18 protein-coding genes are annotated in these 19,543 nt (G+C 36.9%); 7 read left to right on the top strand and 11 right to left on the bottom strand.

All coding sequences use genetic code 11. The features are described from left to right. Window positions 1-289: 289 nt before the first annotated feature. Window positions 290-1,339: an alpha/beta fold hydrolase gene (locus AC1Z3T_RS07545; RefSeq protein ID WP_009585807.1), complete on the top strand. Its 1,050-nt coding sequence runs from the start codon at window positions 290-292 to the stop codon at window positions 1,337-1,339. After that, window positions 1,336-2,346 (top strand): hypothetical protein, encoded by a 1,011-nt coding sequence (locus AC1Z3T_RS07540; protein ID WP_046760244.1) that lies wholly within the window; start codon window positions 1,336-1,338, stop codon window positions 2,344-2,346. The genes AC1Z3T_RS07545 and AC1Z3T_RS07540 overlap by 4 nt, the downstream gene beginning before the upstream one ends. 32 nt (window positions 2,347-2,378) lie before the next feature. Here AC1Z3T_RS07540 and AC1Z3T_RS07535 read toward each other — a convergent pair whose 3' ends face one another. Together AC1Z3T_RS07535 and nfuA are read right to left on the bottom strand one after the other, a co-directional pair. Further along, on the bottom strand, window positions 2,379-4,412 hold the full coding sequence (locus AC1Z3T_RS07535; RefSeq protein ID WP_046760245.1) for a ligand-gated channel protein: 2,034 nt from the start codon (window positions 4,410-4,412) through the stop codon (window positions 2,379-2,381). A gap of 281 nt (window positions 4,413-4,693) precedes the next feature. Continuing rightward, window positions 4,694-5,332 carry a Fe-S biogenesis protein NfuA gene (gene nfuA, locus AC1Z3T_RS07530; RefSeq protein ID WP_004828129.1) on the bottom strand — a complete coding sequence of 213 codons (639 nt, stop codon included), beginning with the start codon at window positions 5,330-5,332 and terminating at the stop codon, window positions 4,694-4,696. Window positions 5,333-5,755: 423 nt separating this feature from the next. Here nfuA and AC1Z3T_RS07525 point away from each other — a divergent pair, with 423 nt between their 5' ends. The 5 genes from AC1Z3T_RS07525 (at window position 5,756) to AC1Z3T_RS07505 (ending at window position 10,353) form a co-directional block, all read left to right on the top strand. After that, complete coding sequence (locus AC1Z3T_RS07525) at window positions 5,756-7,306, top strand: hypothetical protein (RefSeq protein ID WP_483396560.1); 1,551 nt, start codon at window positions 5,756-5,758, stop codon at window positions 7,304-7,306. 274 nt (window positions 7,307-7,580) lie between these two features. Beyond that, a complete protein-coding gene (locus AC1Z3T_RS07520; RefSeq protein WP_009585800.1) occupies window positions 7,581-8,369 on the top strand; it encodes a crotonase/enoyl-CoA hydratase family protein in 789 nt (262 codons plus the stop codon). 47 nt (window positions 8,370-8,416) lie between these two features. Further along, complete coding sequence (locus AC1Z3T_RS07515) at window positions 8,417-9,334, top strand: alpha/beta hydrolase family protein (protein ID WP_042089421.1); 918 nt, start codon at window positions 8,417-8,419, stop codon at window positions 9,332-9,334. 40 nt (window positions 9,335-9,374) lie between these two features. Beyond that, window positions 9,375-9,929, top strand: coding sequence for a TetR/AcrR family transcriptional regulator (locus AC1Z3T_RS07510; protein ID WP_009585844.1), 555 nt, complete (start codon window positions 9,375-9,377; stop codon window positions 9,927-9,929). 49 nt (window positions 9,930-9,978) lie between these two features. Next, window positions 9,979-10,353 carry a lysozyme inhibitor LprI family protein gene (locus AC1Z3T_RS07505; RefSeq protein ID WP_010591010.1) on the top strand — a complete coding sequence of 125 codons (375 nt, stop codon included), beginning with the start codon at window positions 9,979-9,981 and terminating at the stop codon, window positions 10,351-10,353. Here the strand turns inward: AC1Z3T_RS07505 and AC1Z3T_RS07500 are convergent. From AC1Z3T_RS07500 to AC1Z3T_RS07460, 9 genes are all read right to left on the bottom strand, one after another. Further along, window positions 10,347-10,928 (bottom strand): hypothetical protein, encoded by a 582-nt coding sequence (locus tag AC1Z3T_RS07500; RefSeq protein ID WP_009585806.1) that lies wholly within the window; start codon window positions 10,926-10,928, stop codon window positions 10,347-10,349. The genes AC1Z3T_RS07505 and AC1Z3T_RS07500 overlap by 7 nt on opposite strands. A 160-nt stretch (window positions 10,929-11,088) precedes the next feature. Then, entirely contained in the window at window positions 11,089-11,724 is a 636-nt protein-coding gene (locus AC1Z3T_RS07495; protein WP_009585834.1) for a hypothetical protein, read from the bottom strand. 136 nt (window positions 11,725-11,860) lie between these two features. Continuing rightward, entirely contained in the window at window positions 11,861-12,778 is a 918-nt protein-coding gene (locus tag AC1Z3T_RS07490; protein ID WP_009585815.1) for an HARLDQ motif MBL-fold protein, read from the bottom strand. A 123-nt stretch (window positions 12,779-12,901) separates the two neighbouring features. After that, window positions 12,902-14,044 carry an acyltransferase family protein gene (locus tag AC1Z3T_RS07485; RefSeq protein WP_009585830.1) on the bottom strand — a complete coding sequence of 381 codons (1,143 nt, stop codon included), beginning with the start codon at window positions 14,042-14,044 and terminating at the stop codon, window positions 12,902-12,904. 58 nt (window positions 14,045-14,102) lie between these two features. Continuing rightward, window positions 14,103-14,516 (bottom strand): poly-beta-1,6-N-acetyl-D-glucosamine biosynthesis protein PgaD, encoded by a 414-nt coding sequence (gene pgaD, locus AC1Z3T_RS07480; protein WP_004828110.1) that lies wholly within the window; start codon window positions 14,514-14,516, stop codon window positions 14,103-14,105. A 45-nt stretch (window positions 14,517-14,561) separates the two neighbouring features. Further along, window positions 14,562-15,827, bottom strand: a complete 1,266-nt coding sequence (pgaC, locus tag AC1Z3T_RS07475) for a poly-beta-1,6-N-acetyl-D-glucosamine synthase (protein ID WP_004828107.1) — start codon at window positions 15,825-15,827, stop codon at window positions 14,562-14,564. 8 nt (window positions 15,828-15,835) lie between these two features. Continuing rightward, window positions 15,836-17,869, bottom strand: a complete 2,034-nt coding sequence (gene pgaB / locus AC1Z3T_RS07470; RefSeq protein ID WP_004828105.1) for a poly-beta-1,6-N-acetyl-D-glucosamine N-deacetylase PgaB — start codon at window positions 17,867-17,869, stop codon at window positions 15,836-15,838. A 525-nt stretch (window positions 17,870-18,394) separates the two neighbouring features. Next, the gene (locus AC1Z3T_RS07465) at window positions 18,395-19,078 is read right to left on the bottom strand and encodes a hypothetical protein (RefSeq protein ID WP_157810999.1); all 684 of its coding nucleotides are present in this window, start codon (window positions 19,076-19,078) and stop codon (window positions 18,395-18,397) included. 8 nt (window positions 19,079-19,086) lie between these two features. Then, the coding region (locus AC1Z3T_RS07460; protein WP_483396559.1) for a type VI immunity family protein at window positions 19,087-19,543 on the bottom strand (457 nt) is incomplete at its 5' end.

Genomic DNA, 19,543 nt, shown 5'->3' with positions numbered 1-19,543 from the left:
TTTAATGCTGTAAAATTTGAATGTCACTGACTAAAAATAAACTCTGTTACAATTTTTGTTATTGATGAGACTCCCCTTAGAATCACAAAAATATATAGATATAATTCACAATTTTATTTAAATTATTTAACTACATTACAAAATAGTTATTTAATTTGCTCATTTCTTGTCTATTCTTTTGGCAAAAAAATGACAAATATTACTTTCCGAGCAAATGCTGAAAAAATTATGATCATGAATAATATTTTTACTTTATATAATGCCAAGTCTTTTGTTAGGAACTCTATGCATGTTTGATCTGCCCCTAAAGAAAATTCTTCGTTTTTTGAATAACATGTTATTAAGTTTGACCGCAGTCAGTAGCATTCTTTTGGCAAGCCAGACTTATGCAGCTTCCAATACACCAGAATATGTCGACTATTTAAAAATCGTGCAAGAAGAACGTGCTTGGGCAGGGCTAAGTTCTAAAACATTACGTGTGGGTGATGTAGTCTGGTCTTACAGCGAAGGTGGCTCAAAAGATAAACCGACGGTTTTATTGATTCATGGTCTCGCCAGTAGTCGGGATACGTGGAATGAGACTGCGCGATTATTAACCCCTTTCTATCACGTAATTATCCCTGATTTACCATCTGCAGGAAGTACCCAGGTTCCAGCAAATTTTGATTTATCTGTACCCAATGTCACGGAACAACTTCGGCGCTTTATTGAAGCAGCACATATCCAAGATAATTTAAACATAGCCGGACACTCTTTGGGTGGCACCATCGCCATGTTTTACGCATCTCAGTACCCATTTGACACCAAAAGTTTATTTTTGATGAGTACTGGAGGTATTTTTAAATCGACCAATACCAATTATTTAAAAAATCCAATCTACTTGAGGCAGTTGCTCATCACTCAGAAAGGTGATTTAGATTTTGTCATGAAAAAAGTTATGTTCAATCCTCCATTTACAGCCAGTGTAATTAAGGAAGAACAGGAAAAATTATTTATCGCTAAATCACAAGATACAGCAAAAATCATCAATCAAATTGACGCCCTCAATCGACTGTACACCCCTACAACATTCACCACCATGTTAAAAAACATTGAAGCCCCCACATTAATTTTATGGGGTCAACAAGATCAGATCATCAATGCTGATGTTGCCAATGAATTAAAATCCGTATTAAAACGACCTGAAACACCTGTGCTTTTACCTCGTGTTGGTCATATGCCATTATTAGAAGCACCAGAACGAGTTGCGGATTACTATTTAAGTTTTTTAAATAAAGTACAACCCCTGCAAAATCCACTGTCTGAGCCTAGGCATACACAAATCGAGTTCAAAAAATGAAACATCCTCTCATTGAACAATTAATCGACGCTCAATTGGTATTTTTAGATCAAACTTTTTCTCAGCCTGAGACTATTAAAGCTGAATTTACAGAGTTTTATCATTGGTTTAGAAAACAACCTTTAAAAGAAATCTGGTCATTTTCGCAAATTAATGACTTATTATATAAGCAGGTTTTAGCAACGCCTGCGAGTGATTTTCTGATTGAACAGATTGCTGAACATATTCGTTTTGCTTTAATTCATCCAAGCAATGATGAAACCCTAATTGAAGATATTATCCCTGTTACGACGATTGATAAAATCGCCCAATATGTTGCAAGCAAATCAGGACATCGCCAAGCTTTGATCAAACGTATTGTTAATAATCCTGCATTTTCGAGTATGTTGACTCAGCTGATTCACCATTCTATTCAAGATTATATCGATAATTCAGTCATGAATAAAAAAGTTCCTGGTGTTGGACGTTTCATGAAGATGGGAAAATCCGTCTTGGAATCTGTCACAGACACGAATTTGGATGATACTGTTAAGCATTATTTGCAAAAAAATATTATCAAAATCAGCCAACTTAGTGAACAAGTCATTAATCAACAATTTGATGACAACAAGCTGTATCATTTTCAAGCCAATCTATGGCACAAAATTAAAAAAATCCCGATTGGTGTACTTCGTCAGTATGTAGAAATTAATGACTTACCAAAAACAGTAGAGATGGGTCATGAGATTTGGGAACATATCCGTCAAACAGACTATTTAAAGAAACAAGTTCATGATGGCATACTTACTTGGTATGCACGAAACCAAGAGCGTCAGTTTGATTTGATTTTATCTGACATCAATATTGATGAAGCATTGATTCAACATGAATTACAGGCTTTGCTTGAACCTGTGATCCAAAGAATGATTTCATCTACACATTTAAAAAATCGTGCACGGGTCTATTTAGAGCAGTTCTATTATTCTGATGAAACTTTAAATATTTTAAAATTAGAAAAAGGCGCATAAAGCGCCTTTTCTTCCTCACTTTAATTTAGAAATTAAAACTTATAAATTAAACCTAGATTATAACGACGACCATCCAACACGTAATTATAAGTCGTAGTTTCTATGGTTTTATCAAATAAATTATAAATACCTGCATTGAACTGCAATACTTTTGAAGGTTTATAGTTTAATCCAATATCTACCATTGCATAGGCAGGTTTACCATTACTCATTGATGTACGGCTTAAATACTCAGATGTTTTACTTCTGACGTTTAAACGGCTCCACATTCCCACTTGATCATTGGTTTGCCAATCTAAAGTGGTATTGAACATATGTTTTGGCATTTCGTTTAATGGTTTCCCTTTGAATACCCCACTCTTCTGTTCAGTATCCGTAAAGGTATAGTTTGTAGCCCATCGAACATCGGGGGTAATTGCCCAACCAAAAGTTGCCTCAATACCTCGCATATTTGCTTTATCTACGTTGATACGTTGACTAACAAAGTCAAAATTTTGCCCCAACCAAGGACAATTCATACTTCCAGAGTCTCCTTGGCAAGTACGGATTTCTGTAATTTTATCTTTGAATTCACTATTGAATACCGTGAAGCCTGCATCTAAATCCTCATTATTGTCCCAATTGATTGATGCTTCATAGTTCACGCTGGTTTCTGGTTTTAAGTCAGGGTTACCCACAATCATACCACTTGACTGACCACCACCTGTGGCTTGTCCCCATCCTGCAACAGTGGCACGTAATGCTGGTGTTTTATAACCAGTTGACACACCACCTTTGATAATCCAGTTATCATTCAATGTCCATACACCATAGACTTTCGGACTGAAATGATCACCGAACTTTTCATCTTTGTCGTAGCGTAATGATGCAGTGATCGTGAATGGATCTACAATATTCCATGCATCTTCAGCGAATAAAGCCCAACTATAACGATCTAGGTTTGTTAATTTTGTTCCCCCAACACTCAATTGGTTTCCAAAATCTTCAAGCTCTTCTTTTAAATAACTTCCTCCAAAGCTTAAAGCATGGGAACCTAAATTGATTTGGTTCAAGGTATTAAAAGTTGTATTGATGGCTTCCATGCTACGTGAAGGATTATCATTTTCTTCACGTTGAACATAAGAATGGGTTTTTAAATCACCAATTTCACCACGGTGAGTCAAACTATACTCAGTGCGGTAGTAATCTGTATATGAATCGGTCGGAAGCTTGCCATTTCGTCCTGGCACATTAGCAATAGTTTTACCCACTGTTTGATCACGATTCTGAATCGATCGCTGATATTCTAAATCAATGGTATGTTCAGCATTTGGCGTCAAACTCAGTGTCGCACCGCCTGCTCGTATACGTTGCTTGTTGTAGCCGCCAATGATGTCATCTTCATTACGCTGTGAAAACGTTCCATTGGCTTTTAGACCTAATAAATTACGAATCAATGGACCAGAAACATATAGGTTTGCTTGATGTATATCTCCAGAATCCCTATTTTCTTGGAGTGTCGTGTCTAATTTAACCGAACTGGTCCAAGTATCTGAAACCTTTTTGGTAATAATATTAATAACACCACCCATAGCATCTGAACCATATAAGCCAGACATTGGACCACGAATGACTTCAATACGTTCAATACTTTCAATACTCGGCATCCACCCTTGCTCAATACCTGAGTTATCACTATTCGGACGAACTGAACGCGTATTTACTTTTTTACCATCAATCAGGATAACCGTATAAGCACTTCCCATACCGCGGATACTAATATCACTTGAACTTCCCCCACCAGTGACCACAACACCTGGCACATCTTTTAATGCATCGGTGATATCACGATATGCTTTTTTATTAATATCTTCTTGGCTTAATACTGAGATAGATGCAGCAGCTTGTTTAACTTCTTGTTCAAAACCACTTGCGGTCACAACTATTGTGTCTAGTTTTGTCGCTTCTGTTGACTGATTTTCTGCTTTATTTGAAGTTTCTTGTGAGTTAGCTGCATATGCAGTGCCCACCATAACAGTAACAATGGAGAGAGATAACGCAGATTGGATGATACGGCGAGTCAACATAAGGTATTCCAAAGAGGCTAAGAATGAATAGACAATGAAGATTGAGATACAATGTGTAATAAAAACACCACAGCATTATAAACAATATTAAGAATTATTCTCATTTTTATTATTTGTTTGATTATTTTTTATGCGCTTTTGCGCTTATATTTAAGATTTTCCTATTTTTTTAAGTTTCATTTAAGGTTGCTAAAATTCAAAAAATTAAATTGTCAAAAAAAACCTCCGAATTTTCGAAGGCTTTTTTGAATCACTTTGAATCAGTATATTGATGAGACAAATTATTTGAAGTATGCACCTTCGGCTTGGCTATGATCAGTTTGATCTACCACACGACCTAACTCTGGAATGTGCTGTTTTAAGGTAGTTTCAACGCCTTGCTTCAATGTGACATCGATTGCTGAACAACCCTGACAACCACCACCAAATTTCAATACAGCCGTTAAACCATGCTCTTCATCTTCAATAACTTCAACCAAAGCACAGTTACCACCATGCCCTGCAAGTCCTGGATTAATTTCCGCTTGAAGAATATAGGTAATTCTTTCTTCCATTGACGCATCTGGACCAACACGTGGTACTTTCGAGTTTGGCGCACGAAATGTTAATTGACCACCAAAACGGTCTTTATTGTAGTCAATTACCGCATCTTTCAGATATGGAATAGATGGTGTATCAATAAATGCTGGAAAATCAGGATAATCTTGCTTGTAATCTGTTGGAGCAACTTCATCAGGCGCACTGTACGCCATACAACATTCTGCACGTGGAGTCCCTGGATTTTCAACGAATACACGAACGCCAATTCCTGGAGTATTTTGCTTCTCCAAAAGATCTTTTAAATACTCCTGCGCATTTGGAGTAATCAATAAATTTGGAATTTCTTCTGCAACTGCAGTATTGGTGTTCTCAGTCGACATAACTCTATCCTCAAGCTGAAGTCGGTATTTTAACTGAAGATGAGGCTGAATGACCAAAAATCAACTAAAATTGTCGGAATTAAATTAAAAAGATGTAAAAACATAAGATATTCAAAATTCGAGACAAAAATTATCCTCATTCACATCAAAAAAAAGCTTTTCAATCGCTAAATTTTTACCAGTAAGATCAAGTGTAATCCATCAATTCCAAAGCAATACATGACTGAAATATGTGAAATACACTGACTCAGCTAAAGTATTTTTAACAACCCAATCTCATCTCAACATTTCGTTTGATGTGACATTACAATCGCACAACCAATTGAGCTGCATTTTGTCAGATTATGCCACTCGATTCCTGAATTTGGCATGGATAATGTATACATCTGTATATTAATGATGAAGTAAAACGAGATATTTTGCATGTCCAGTTCAAATGAAGGTTTACAATTCACGGTTCATCCTGAAACCCAAAAAAGCAGCAGCTCCCAAGTAGGCAAGGAAATTATTGCTGAGGCACTGTCATTGGTTGACAATATCAATGCTCAAAAGGTGTTGGATGAAAAAAACTGGCGTAAAAATTATCCCATTTATTTTAAAGCATTGGTAGAAAACGGCATTCAATCTACGCATAACGCGATCACGATTGCAAAACAAGGCTTACATAAAGCTCAACACAGCTTTGACTTTTTCAGAGATGGGCAGCGTTATTCCTTAAAAGACGTGATGTCAGTTCCCCTCTTAGACAAAATTCAAACCATCACGATTAAAGGACAATCGGATGCACAACCCGAATGGTTTGTTCCTTATCATGGACAAAAACTTTCAGGTGAAGCCTTACTCAAACAAATTCAGACATGGCAAGAAGCAGGCATCATTGAAACCAGCCATGCGGATGCCTTAAGAGAAGTGGTTGCCCATCCAGAATGGTTTGATTTATCTGACCGTACTTTGGTTTTATTCGGCGCAGCCTCAGAAGCAGGTCCTTTGACATGGTTAGCTCAATGGAAAGCCAATATTGTTGCAGTAGATTTACCCAATGAGCGTGTTTGGGGGAAAATTCTCGACACTATTCAAAATGGTAATGCCACCCTCTATGCACCAAGCTTACAACAAATCAATGACAGCAATGATTTGAATGAACTAAAAACCAAACTTGGAGCAAATTTACTCACCCAAATTCCTGAAATTACGCAATGGTTATGCGAGAACCCACACAAACTAGACTTGGCATCTATTGCATATCTAGATGGTGAAAAGCATGTGCGTGTTTCAATCGCAATGGACAGTATCATGAGCAATGTCAGTGAACAAAAAACTGACTCATCATTGATGTATATGTGTACGCCAACGGATGTCTATGCAGTGCCAAAAGAAGTAATTGAAGGTGCTACAGAAAAGTTTAAACAACGATCAAAATTTGAAACAATACTCAGCAAAAGTATCTCAGCACTCTCTTTAAAACAATTTTTCAAGAATAACAATCAGCAGCTAATACACTCTGAAAATGGCAAAGCTTATGGCATTGCTGACTGTTTAGTGGTTGAGCAAGGTCCGAACTATGCTTTAGCAAAACGCATTCAACAATGGCGTGCGACTTTAGCAAGACATCAAGGACAACATGTCAGTATCAATATTGCCCCATCAACCACAACTCACTCTGTCACTAAAAATCCATTACTTAAAGCTGCGTTTAATGGTGCAAGTTTATTTGATGTTGAAGCATTTAGCCCTGAAACCACCAATTCGATCATGGCGGCATTGTGGATTCATGATCTCAAAAACCCAAACTCGGTTGCCAACCCAGCAACACAAATGGAACATCCATTAGAGTTGATGATGGAAGGTGCGAATCATGGTGGTTTATGGCGTGTTGCCTATCTTGCCCGTACAGCACTTCCTTTTGCAGCGATTTATGGCTTTGCAACGGATAAGCTTCCTATTCAGAAGATTTTAGGAAAAACCAAAAAATAATTGTTCAATTTTAAAAAGTTGATCAGGTAATGCCCATTTATTTATGATAAATGGGCATTTCTTTTAAATATAAAAATATTTCACTGTTCAAAGTGTTGATTACAGCATCATGTTATTTACCACTTAAACTCACTTAAGTTGAATAAATTTGATCAATTGAATGTTTAAAAAAATATGTTATACACAGTTAAACGATCGCGTCATTTTTATACAATTGACAGTTTTCTAACGATCGTTTAAAAATAGATAAAACAACTAAAGCGAGAACAACAATATGTTAAATTCACAAGGAAAAGTAAGCCGAGAAATCCGAGGTCATATTTTCTTAATCGGCTTGGATCGTGCAGATAAGCGGAATGCTTTTGATAGCCATATGATCCATGACCTATCACTTGCGCTCACGGAATATGAAAACAATCCTGAACTTCGCTGCGCAGTAGTTTTTGCGCATGGTGAACATTTTACTGCGGGTTTAGATTTGGTTGAGTTACAACCCAAATTAGCTGACGGCGTTTTTAGTTTTACTGATGATATGGTTAATCCTTGGGGGACTGTAGGGCGCCAAAGAACAAAACCATTGATTACAGCAGTCCAAGGCTATTGTTATACCGCAGGGATTGAACTGATGTTGAATTCAGATCTTGTCATTGCCAATCAAAATACCCAGTTTACGCAGATCGAGGTACAACGTGGTATCTTGCCTTTCGGTGGCGCAACAGTACGTTTCGTACAAGCCGCAGGCTGGGCAAAAGCCATGAAATATGTACTCACAGGTGATTTGTTCAATGCACAAACAGCCTATGAAATGAATTTGGTTACCGAAGTCGTTGAAGGCAATAATCAGTTGATTCGTGCATTGGAATTAGCTGAACGTATTGCAAGTGCGGCACCACTTGCAGTTAAAGCAGCGCTGCATTCTGCCCATCAAGCATTTTTACACAGCCCTGAAGTTGCGTTTGGTAATTTGCAAAATTTATTGACGCCGTTGCTCAACTCTGAAGATGCACAGGAAGGTGTAAGAGCCATGATTGAACGTCGTGCTCCACAGTTCAAGGGTCAATAAATCATTATTTTAAGATTTAGCAATGCCAAAAAATTAGAGATAAGATGATGCCAAATATAAACCACCTCGCACAAATACAACCCTCGAAAGAAAATGGTTTTAAATGTGAATCGGTCACATTTCAAGCTTTGGATGGTTATACACTCGTTGGAACTCGATATACACCAACCACCCATCCATTTAAAGCCAATTTACTGGTTTCCAGTGCAACAGGTGTACCACAGGCATTCTATCGACGATTCTCTGAATATGCTTCGCAAATGGGCTATCAAGTGCTTTGCTTTGATTACCGTGGTGTAGACAAGTCTGCACCACGGCAACTAAAAGGCTTTAAAATGTCTTATCTGGACTGGGGCAAATTAGATCTTGCAGGTGCGATTGACTACTTTTTTGAAGATGACACTGCTTTATTTGTTGTGGGACATTCTTATGGTGGTCAGGCACTTGGACTAACCCCCAATCACGATAAAGTCACAGCAATGTATTGTTTCGGTACAGGTGCTGGATGGCACGGCTATATGCCTTTGAAAGAAAAACTTAAAGTCCAGGTGATTTGGAATATCGTGTTTCCCCCGATGGTCGCCATCACGGGTTATTTACCTTGGAGTAAACTCAATATGGGGGCTGATCTTCCAAAAGGCGTATATCAACAGTGGCGTAAATGGTGTAAAAATCCAACTTATTTTTTTGCTGATCCTGAACAACAGACATTGCATGACCAATATGCTCAAGTCAAAACGCCGATTTATGCTGTCGCAGCTTTGGATGATGATTGGGCTTTACCGAACTCTCGTTATGCATTTATGCAACATTATAAAAATGCGCCTATGCATTTTATCAATATTTCAGCAGAAGATTTCGGACTTCAACAGATTGGACATATGGGATATTTTCGAAAAGGTTCGGAACAGATTTGGGATAAAATGTTAGCTACTTTTGAGAGTTTAATACCATCTTGTTCATAAATACAGCGCAATATAAATTTGTAGATTTTCTAGGTAAGCTATGCGTCCACAAAAACTTTCTACTGAACAGATGCTCAATAGCTGTGCTTTACAATTTAAAGCACATGGTTATGCTGGGACAAGTATGGATATGTTGGCAAAAGCATGCGGACTGAGTAAAGCCTCTTTTTATTATTATTACCCAAATAAAGAAGCTTTATTGATGCAAGTTTTAGAACATACTCATCAATATCTAAATCGATCTTTGTTTAAGCTTGAAGACTTTACTGTCATTGATACATCTACCCAGTTTCAAACCATACATGAAAAAGCAGTACTTTTTTTTAGTTATGAAATAAAAGGCTGTCTCATGGGTATTCTTTCATTAGAAGCCAATGATATATCTTACACAGTGTTGCAAAAGATTCGCACCATTTTTCAGGATTGGCAGCATGTTTTATATCAACTCTTTAAACAAACACTCAACGAGCAAGATGCTCAAAATGCAGCCAAAATAACTGTAGCAGATTATGAAGGAGCAATTTTAATGTATCGACTTTATCAAGATATATTCTATTTGGATCAAGTCAAAAAACGTGTGCTGCAACTACTATAAAATAATTTTATTCAACTTTAACCCATACATAACTTCAGTGATTTAAATGATGAAATATTTAACAAATTTAATTTTTTATGCCTTCCTTTCAACCAGTATCTGTAGCATTGCATATGCCAAATGCAATCAGACAGATCAACTGCAGACCTATAGCTGTATGGAGCAGCAGCTCAAAACAGATAAGGTAAAAATGAATAAGATCTATCAACGAATCTACCAACAATATGATGCTAAAAATAAAGCATTGCTGGAAAAAGCACAAAAAGCTTGGCTGAGCTATCGTGATGCGCAATGTACAGAACTTACGGGAAGCTTATATTATGGTGCAATGGGCTTAGCTTCAGGCTTTGCACATTTAGACTGTGAAATGAATGCGACACAATTTCGACTCAAAGAATTAACCAGTTTACTGGAAGGTCAATAACAGTCTTTAAACTCAGCTTTATGTTCTACCCCCTGATGATCGACATGGGCGTAGAACACGCCATAACGCCCAACATAATATTCAAGCGATTGGTCATGATAATTCCAAAAAATAGACCATTCACCAAAGTCAAATGAGCCAACTTGACTTTGTGTATTCATTGGCATCTTACTCAACATATCATGCTGAATATGCCCCGCTTGAGAAAAATCTTTGGTTTGTAGCGCCTGCTGAAAAAACAATTGTGCTGCAGCATCAAATAAACGTTGATCTTCATCAGTGACCTGAAACTCATTGGCAGTTTCTGGTTCGGTCATAACTTGCTGTTCAACTTGATCTATAGGATCTTGTGTTGAGGATATTTCTATGGTGTTTTTTTGCCGTTCTTGATCAATCATCTGTTTAATCAGCTTGGTTTTTTCAGGCAATTCATGATCTTCGGGTGAATTTTTTATCCATTTGGAAAGGTCTTGCCTTTGCTGTTCAACGGCTGCATTAATTTTATGTTTAGCGAACAAACGCCATAACACATAGAGTGCAATCAAAATGAGTAAAACAATGATTAATTTCAACATAGACTCATCTCAAACATAAAATACAGCTTAGTTCAGACGTATTTGCCAAGTTTAAAGCTAGATATTTTGATTGTTTTTTTAGTGATATACTGATTGAATTGTATAACGATCAAAATCAACTGATCAGCTTTAAACGTAACAATTTCTTTCTTTACAATACCTAATCAGCAGTTGTTTGAAATAGCTTTAAATTCCCACCTGAAAATACAAGCCCTTTGTTTGGTATCTTCTTTAAAGTTATGGGTTTTCCTACATTTTTATAAATCGGCTTGTCACCATCAAGTTCTTTTAAATCAATTTTTTGAATGTAGATCTGATTATTCCGTGTATAGAGCTTTACACCTCCTTCATCTGATGCCATATAATGAACTTTTAGATGATGAATATGTTGTAAGTCTTCTACCCATACAATAATTAAATCACCACCTCGTTCATACATACCATCAAAATAAACAGTATCTGCATCGATTTTTTCTGCTTTTACTGCAACATAACCAATAGCATCAACACTATGATCAACAAAATAGACAGTTTTTTTGCCATTAAACTGCAATCCATATGCTGAATAATATTGTTCTTTATTTTGCTTCTTGGTTTGGCATGAATAGCTCTTTAACCCGACTTTTGTTGAACCTAACTGGTAAGTTTGTGCTGTAAATATGTCGCTATCATCTTGTGTGCATTCATTAGAAAGCTTCGTTTGAACAGTTAATTGTTCAAATGGTTTGGCATAGATTTGTGCTGTTGCCACTAAACCACAAATCAATAAAACGGATGGGAATGATCGTATTTTCATGTCGATTTTCTATATTTTTAGAATAAAGGATGATCACTTCAATACTTTAGCAAAGAAATGATCGATTCAAGCATCATTGTATCAATATTTAAATGATACAACACCCTATCCGTACGTATAGAACATTTAAAAATGATTATTGTAAGGTCTTTAACTGTGCCAAGCTTTGCTGTTGTTGTAATTGTTGCTCAAATTCTGCTTTACCTTTTGCCACATAATTTTGCAATCCATCTGGATCAATAAATGCATTTTGATCACCTGCTTTCAGTCTGACCAATTTCTGCTTCATATTGAAACGATCAGCTTTATTTGCCAAAAAGATATCAGCATGAATCGCATTTAACGTTTGAAATGTTTTTTGCATATCCGTCACGATATGAGGGTAATTTTTGTTATTTAATAAATGATAGCCCCCTGTAAACAAACTATCAGCATAAATAATTTGATAATGTTTAAAGTGATACTGTACTTCGGTTGTCCATGAAGTCGCACCCGGTAAATGCCCAGGCGTAGCATGAGCTGTAAAGACTTGTTGACCCAACTTTAACTGCTCGCCATCTTTAAAAATCAGATCCGCTTTTACAGGAGGAAATGGCAATTGATTTCCCAAAGCAAAGTCCGTGCTGGCGCCATTGGCGAGCATCTCAGCATTCTCTGCACTGGCAATCAGTTTTGCCCCACTCCATTGTTTTAATTTGGCAAAACCACCTGCTTGATCCAAACGTGCATGACTATTTAACAGATATTTAACATCGGTGATTTTAAAACCCAATTTCTCAATATTACTTTTGATCTGCACCGCAGATTGATCAATTCCACTATCAATGAGAACCAAACCTGCACCTGTATCAAATAAGACTGAAGAAAGATTTTCAGTACCGACATAATAAACATGGTTGAAAATTTTAAAAGGCTCAATCGGTGCATTCCACAGCTCAAACAGACTCATCGGTGGAGCTTCAGTCAATGCTTGTTGAGAGTTTAAGGCTGCAGCTTGTGAAAATTGAATACTCATTGCCATTAACGAAACAACGATAGATTTGATCAGGCGCATATAAGCGATCCATGCTGACAAAGAGCCGCTATATTTTCTCAAATCCTGATATTTTTCAAACTTTAACTGTCTAAAAAACAGCTAAATACAGCTGTAATTGTAAAAAACTTTTTCAACTATAACTTATGGCTTATTTCTGAGCTTAAGCACTTTGTTTGCAATACGATTACTGGTATCTATCGCAAATTGATCAACATATTGGCTATAAAAATTTGCAACGATTAAAGTCACAGCAATTGCACTTAGACCGGAAACAAGAACAGCCCACGAATATGCCCAATGCCAAGTTAAAAATAAATTAAACAGTGGAATACACACCAAATACAACATCAACAAATGCAGTAAGTAAATGGAAAAAGATAATTTACCGAGCCACACCAAAATAGGATGATCCAAATGTCGCGATAATAATGGGTTCATCAATACACTATAAACAATCAAGATTCCTGCAATAAAATTGCCATAATCATAGGTGTTTTCACCTAAGATATGGTAAAGACCCGCATATGATGTACTGGTATTGTGCGCTCCTGCAAAATACAAACCTGTGAACAACATGAGAATCGCAATCAAATTGGGCAATGTTTTCGCATAGAGATAAATATAGATTCCAATAATAAAACTCGAAATACCAAAGCTAAACCCTTGTCCGCGCCATATAAATGCAAGACAGGGAATCAGTAGTGATGCGAACCAAAATGCTATCTTTTTATAATGATAAAGATAAAGTAAGAAAAATAAGACAAATGAACCCATCAACTCAATGGTCATGGTCCACAAGACCCAATTGATATCACTTTCAGAAAATAGAAAAGCACCTATCGTGCCTTCATAAAGTGCATGACTAAAACTGTAATTTTGTACTGCAAATGCTTGTAACCAAGCCCCCACATGCTGGCTATCGATATGAATGATTTTAAAGACTGACCAGATCAGCAAACATGATGCGAGTGCAGGAATCATTAAGCGTGGATAACGCTTAATCATCATATTCTTGATTTTAGAATGAAATTGCTGCGGGCTTTTTAAGATGGCATAGCTCAGTACATAGCCACTCAATACAAAAAAAACAAAAACAGCTGCATCGCCTGAGTAAAAAAAACCAAACGGCGAATGATGTACGTGATACACCCATTTAAGATCCGTGGTTTCATGAGGATCAAAGTGATGTAAATATGGAAAAAAACTCATGGCAAGATGAGAAAATACGACAGCTAAACAGGCTAAGCCTCGGATACTTTCTGCCGAATTTATTTTTGCGGACATCTATTATTCCCTATGAAAACAAAAGCCCCAACCTGTGGGACTTTTATTGACTCAACCCTTAGTCAATGTAAGTAATACGACCATCTGCATCATGGTGTACTGTCGCCACTTTTTGCTGACGAGATTGCACCAATGCATCAGCATTCAGATTAAAATAATCAGCATATTCCTGAGTAGATTTTGCTTCTGCTTCTTTTTTAGTTTTAGCAGGCACAAAGTTACTCCACAACCACAACGAAATCGCACAAGCAATTAAAGCAAACAAACCACTTTCTAGAGCTTTTGCAAAAGCATTAAAAAAGTAGTGTACCAATTGTGGCTTTTCTAAAGACAGATAGCCAATCAAAATAACAATCGGTCTCCAAAGCAACAACCAAAATGCCCACAACATTGCAGTGATGGTTGTCGAAAAGTAACGACGATGCCAAGGTAACTGCTTGCGTACATCAATAATCAAAGACTCAGTTTTCATTTTCATATCTCAAAAGCACGATATTGGCTTAAGTTATTTAACCTTTTAGTCATCTTGTCGCATCCCACGGTCAGGACTTACCCAACGAGCTCGTTTACTGTCACCACGTAAAAGAACTTTAGGAAATGCCACAATACTTGCCGTTACGGTAATCAACCAAAATACAAAAGGATACCAAATCATCCAATAATAGTTTTTTGCCAAACTTGATTCATAACGACTGTCCATCCATTTGCTGATTGCAAACTGTAATAAACAAGTCGTACCGAGTAAGATTCCTGTTCCCATCGGTAATAATGGAGAACTCATTGCTGGGAATCCAGCATAAGGAAGAACCAAATGTAATATCCAGAAAATCACCATAATCAACATTAAATATGACCAGACCAGCGTTAGAATCAACTCAATAATCAAAGGCCATAAAAAATTCAGTTTCGGTTTGAATAATACATCTATATTCTTAATTAAAACTTGCGCACCACCCATTGCCCAACGTAAACGTTGTTTCCATAAACCATTAAAGGTTTCAGGCATCAAAATCCACACCAATGCATTAGGTTCAAATTTGACATCCCAACCTGCACGATGCAGCTTCCAAGTGACATCAATATCTTCAGTCAGCATATTGGGTGACCAATACCCTACTTCATGTACAGCACTTTTTCGAAAAGCCGTGATCACACCTGATACAGTAAATAGACGTCCAAAGGTTCTTTGCGCACGCTTAATCATTCCGACAATCGAAGAAAATTCACCGACTTGAATGCGCCCAAGCAAAGTTGAACGTGTACGAATACGAGGGTTACCTGTAACCGCTGCAACGGTTGGATTATTTAAGAAATGACGAATCATCCATTGTGCAGCATGTGGATCAAGCAAAGCATCACCATCAATCCCGATCAAGAACTCAGCCTCAGTAAGCAAACTCCCCGCTTGTAAAGCCATCGCTTTACCTTGGTTCTCTGCCAAATGTACAACACGCAGTTTGTCGTACTTCAATGCCAATTGATTGAGAATCTCGGCTGTATTGTCAGAGCTTCCATCATTGATTGCAATAACTTCAAAATTGGGATAATTCAACTTTAATGCATGGCTGATGGTTTCGTCAGCATTATCCTGCTCATTAAAACAAGGAACAAGCACTGCAACTAAAGGATATTCTTCTAAAGCTGCTGGCTGAGTATATGGAGGCTCTTTACGCTCTTTCCAATAGAAAATTAAAGCACCAATCATCCATAGATATGACATAAATAATGGATAATAGAAGATAAAATTTAATAAGGACTGCCACAGGTGCTGGATTGCGCTCATATCACACCTTAAGGAACCAATCGTTGTGGTTTAGAATCAAATACTTTACGCATCTCGGCAGTATTTGGATGATCTTCAATCGGATCATCTGGATAATAACCCACATGCATCACCCCTTGTTGGTACAAGGACTGAATTGTTTGAGTAATTTCAGAAGTCGGAATTTTCTGATTATTACGCCAGTTTACTGCCTGTAACTCAAAAATTGTCTTTTTGATCCCATTGGGCTGCTTCTTCACACGTTGCACTAAATCTTTATAGAATTTAGTTGCGTCAGGGGCTTGCTCCATATAAGGCATTGCCATGATTGCAGTGAAGTCATAATTTTTAAGTGACTGCTCTAAAGACTGCGCATACCAGTTTTCAGAATATGCAGACAGTGCCACCTGCGCATACAAGTTACGAGCTGTGAGTAAAAATGGTTGGTAATAACGTGCTTTCTGCGCCAAATCCATTGCAAAACTGTCGATTGTCTTGGTTTTAAAATCAGTCCATTTTTGCAGTTTCGCATCATCATTACGAATTTCTTCTAAATCCGCAGGTAAGCCAATTTTTTGATAGGCTTGGATCGCTTGAGGGCTTGCATCTTCATAATCGGATAAGGTTGCATCATCATGGAATAAAATTCCATCAAAAGTCGTCGACTTTGCTAAATCCTGATATATACCTTCGATCACTTTACGTGCTTCAGGAGAGTATGGGCTCAAACGGTGATAACCCATGTTGAGATGATCACTGTCTTTGGCTTGTTGAGTTACCACAACATCTTTAGAGGCTGGATTTGATGCAGGTAAATCCCAAGCCAACAACGGCATCCAGGCATATAAACGACTCACATGCGTCCGGGTTTGAATTTGCCAAGCAACACGGTTAAATAAATCTGCACGCATTGGAAGATAACGGTTCGGGAAATACACCATGTCAGCAGAACCGTTTGCATCTGGATCAGCAAAGGCTTGTAAGAATACTGTGGTCACATTCATTTCACGAATACGATCTAACAAATGTCCTAAATTCTTCTCTTGCTGTGCTTCGTCTGGATCATAAATATAATCAAGGTCGACATGCATCACTTTTTGCGGGCGATTATTGTCAGTAAAATTCATTTGACGACTTTGGATTTCTTGTGCCAAAGCGTCAGTGGTCATATTACCTTCGACCAAAATGCGGTTTAAATGACCTAATGACTTTTCAATATGATCAGGACCATCGTCCAAGCTAATTGTTATTGGCATGCCCACTTTTTTAGCCAATGCGACTGTTTCCATATTATAGCGACCATATGGCCACACCATGACGCGTGGTGCTTTTAAACCATGTGATTGCAATACTTTATTGTTCTTTTTCAAATCATTGAAAATACGATCTGCATAGACTTTATCCGATTCATAGGTTTTACTTTTTGGATAATATTCACGTGTTACCGCAGCAGGCTCAGAATTCCCTTGAGGATTGCCTAAAATACCCCGGTGTAAGTTATAGCTATGGCTACCAATTTCCACATATCCGCTCTTTTGCATGGTTTTCAGTTCATCCCAAGACAAAAGTTTTTTACGTGGTAATTTATCATCACCAAATTGAACCATTTCATTGGCTTTTGGTTCTAGCCAAGAACCCACAACAGCCAATACAACTGGAATCTTGCGTTGTTTAATTACTGGAAAGCCATATTGATAAAAAGACTGATAACCATCATCGACAGTCAATAAAACGGGTTTGGTCGGTAATTTAAACTTACCTTCATTGGCTTTAATAATTTGGTCAACATTGACAAAGTGATAGCCGTTTTTCTGTAACCAGTCTAAATGCAATTCAAACTGCTTTGTGGTAACCGCATAATCAGGAATGACGGCATCATGATTTGGCGTAATTTCATGATAACCAATAATTGTCAGCGTATTTAAATCAATCTTAGGTAGTTCATGCTCAATAGGAGTTTCAGTAGCAACTTGGTCTACTTCTGCCATAGCACTATTATAAAAGGATGAAAACAATAGTGTTACGCATATCATCGCTGAAGGAGAAAAGTAACGGCTTAGCATATATTTAAATACTCGATCATCATTGTTTTAAATCTGAACCCGCCTATAGCACTTCATTTCTGAAACACTAAAATCCTTTTTTAAGGCGAATTAAAACAGACGTTTTACAGCGATGATTTAAAAGAATAAAACTGAAACGAATCTTAAAAAATAACTCTGAGCAGAATTATTTATTTGCATCATTTAAACACTTTTAGGACAAAAGTATTGTAGAGGATTGTTAAACATTGATCAATTAATAAACAACAATGTCTTTAAATTGTGTTTAAAATCACACTATTACAAATCTATAAGCGATTAAAATAGCACTGACTATATATTTTTATAGCATTGAAATATGAAGAAAAAATGGAGCAATATTTAGCATTTAATCTCACTCTTTTTTCTGTCCATTCATTGTGTTTTTAAGATACAAAAATAGAGGTCTTTTGACCTCTATTGATTGTTTTAAAATCCTTGTATCTCTGATAACTGAGGATTAATCCTCCCTCAATGAATCAACATTACTGTAATTTAAGCGGTGATTCATTTACCTAATTTATCTGCTGTAAATTCAAAATTATATTTATCAGGATAAAAAATTGTTTGATATGCAGTAACTTGACTTTCTGGATATGTGAGCTGTAGCATTTTTGCCAATTTCTGCAATTCAGGATTGTTAGGTTTTGTTAAAATAAAATTCGCGCCTTCTCCAATATCCAAACCAATTACATCATAATTCTGTTTTAAAACTTCATTTACAACATTTTCATAATATGCAGTATAAATGTCGTCTAAAGCTAACGAATTATCTTCATCATTTTCCAGTTTTTCGATTTTCGCATACATTTTTGTTAAACTAGGTTCAAGCACTATTTTTTTACCTTGGACAATATGAAGTCCATTTATAGATTTTTCTATCAATGACCACCAATCTTTATAGTCTGACCTAGCAATATATTTGCTTGAAATTTCATAATCAGACTCCCAAAGCATTAACCACCAAAATGCACTTTCTTCTGAGTCCAAAGGTGGAAAATCTGAAGGCTTTAGTTCAGGAAAAGTTTTAATGAATTGTTCCATTATCTCTTTTGATGTTGGTATTTTTTCTTCACTTGAGGTTGAAGAGACGGCACTTTCTTTTTTATTGGCATTTGTTTTTTGATCACATGAGCACACTAAAAATGCGATTAATATTGTTAAAAGAGAAACTAGAAAATTTTTAAACATTCTTAATACTACTTTGAATTAGAAAATTGATCGTAAAAGTCAGGAACAGGATATTTTTTCAATAATTCAGCATCATCTTCACGATCCCAACGTTCAAGCCACCAATCACATTGTTCTGGCTGAAAAAATACAGGTTCCCAATCTGCCAATGAATCGGCATATTGCGTTAACGGAAGCATTTTCTCTCGAATTGGTTTAAGAATATTATTTAACGCTTGATAACCTTGTGGGCGTGGTAAACCTATTCTTGCCAATTGTGGTGATTCATCTGCTCTAAAAAACACTCCTCCATTGATCGGCTCTAAACGTAACGGCGTATTCGGGTCTTGTTGTTGAATGGCTTGTACTTTATCGAGTTTTTCAAGCCACGGCTGACCGAGATATACCAACCAAGCTGTTGAACGCACACCTTTTTCTAAAGAAGGCTCATCATTGGTTACAGCACTGGTCTGGGTCATATCTTTT

Source organism: Acinetobacter sp. B-6 (assembly GCF_056930735.1).
Note: the sequence above shows the minus strand (reverse complement) of the source record. Positions and strands in the feature narration are given on the sequence as shown.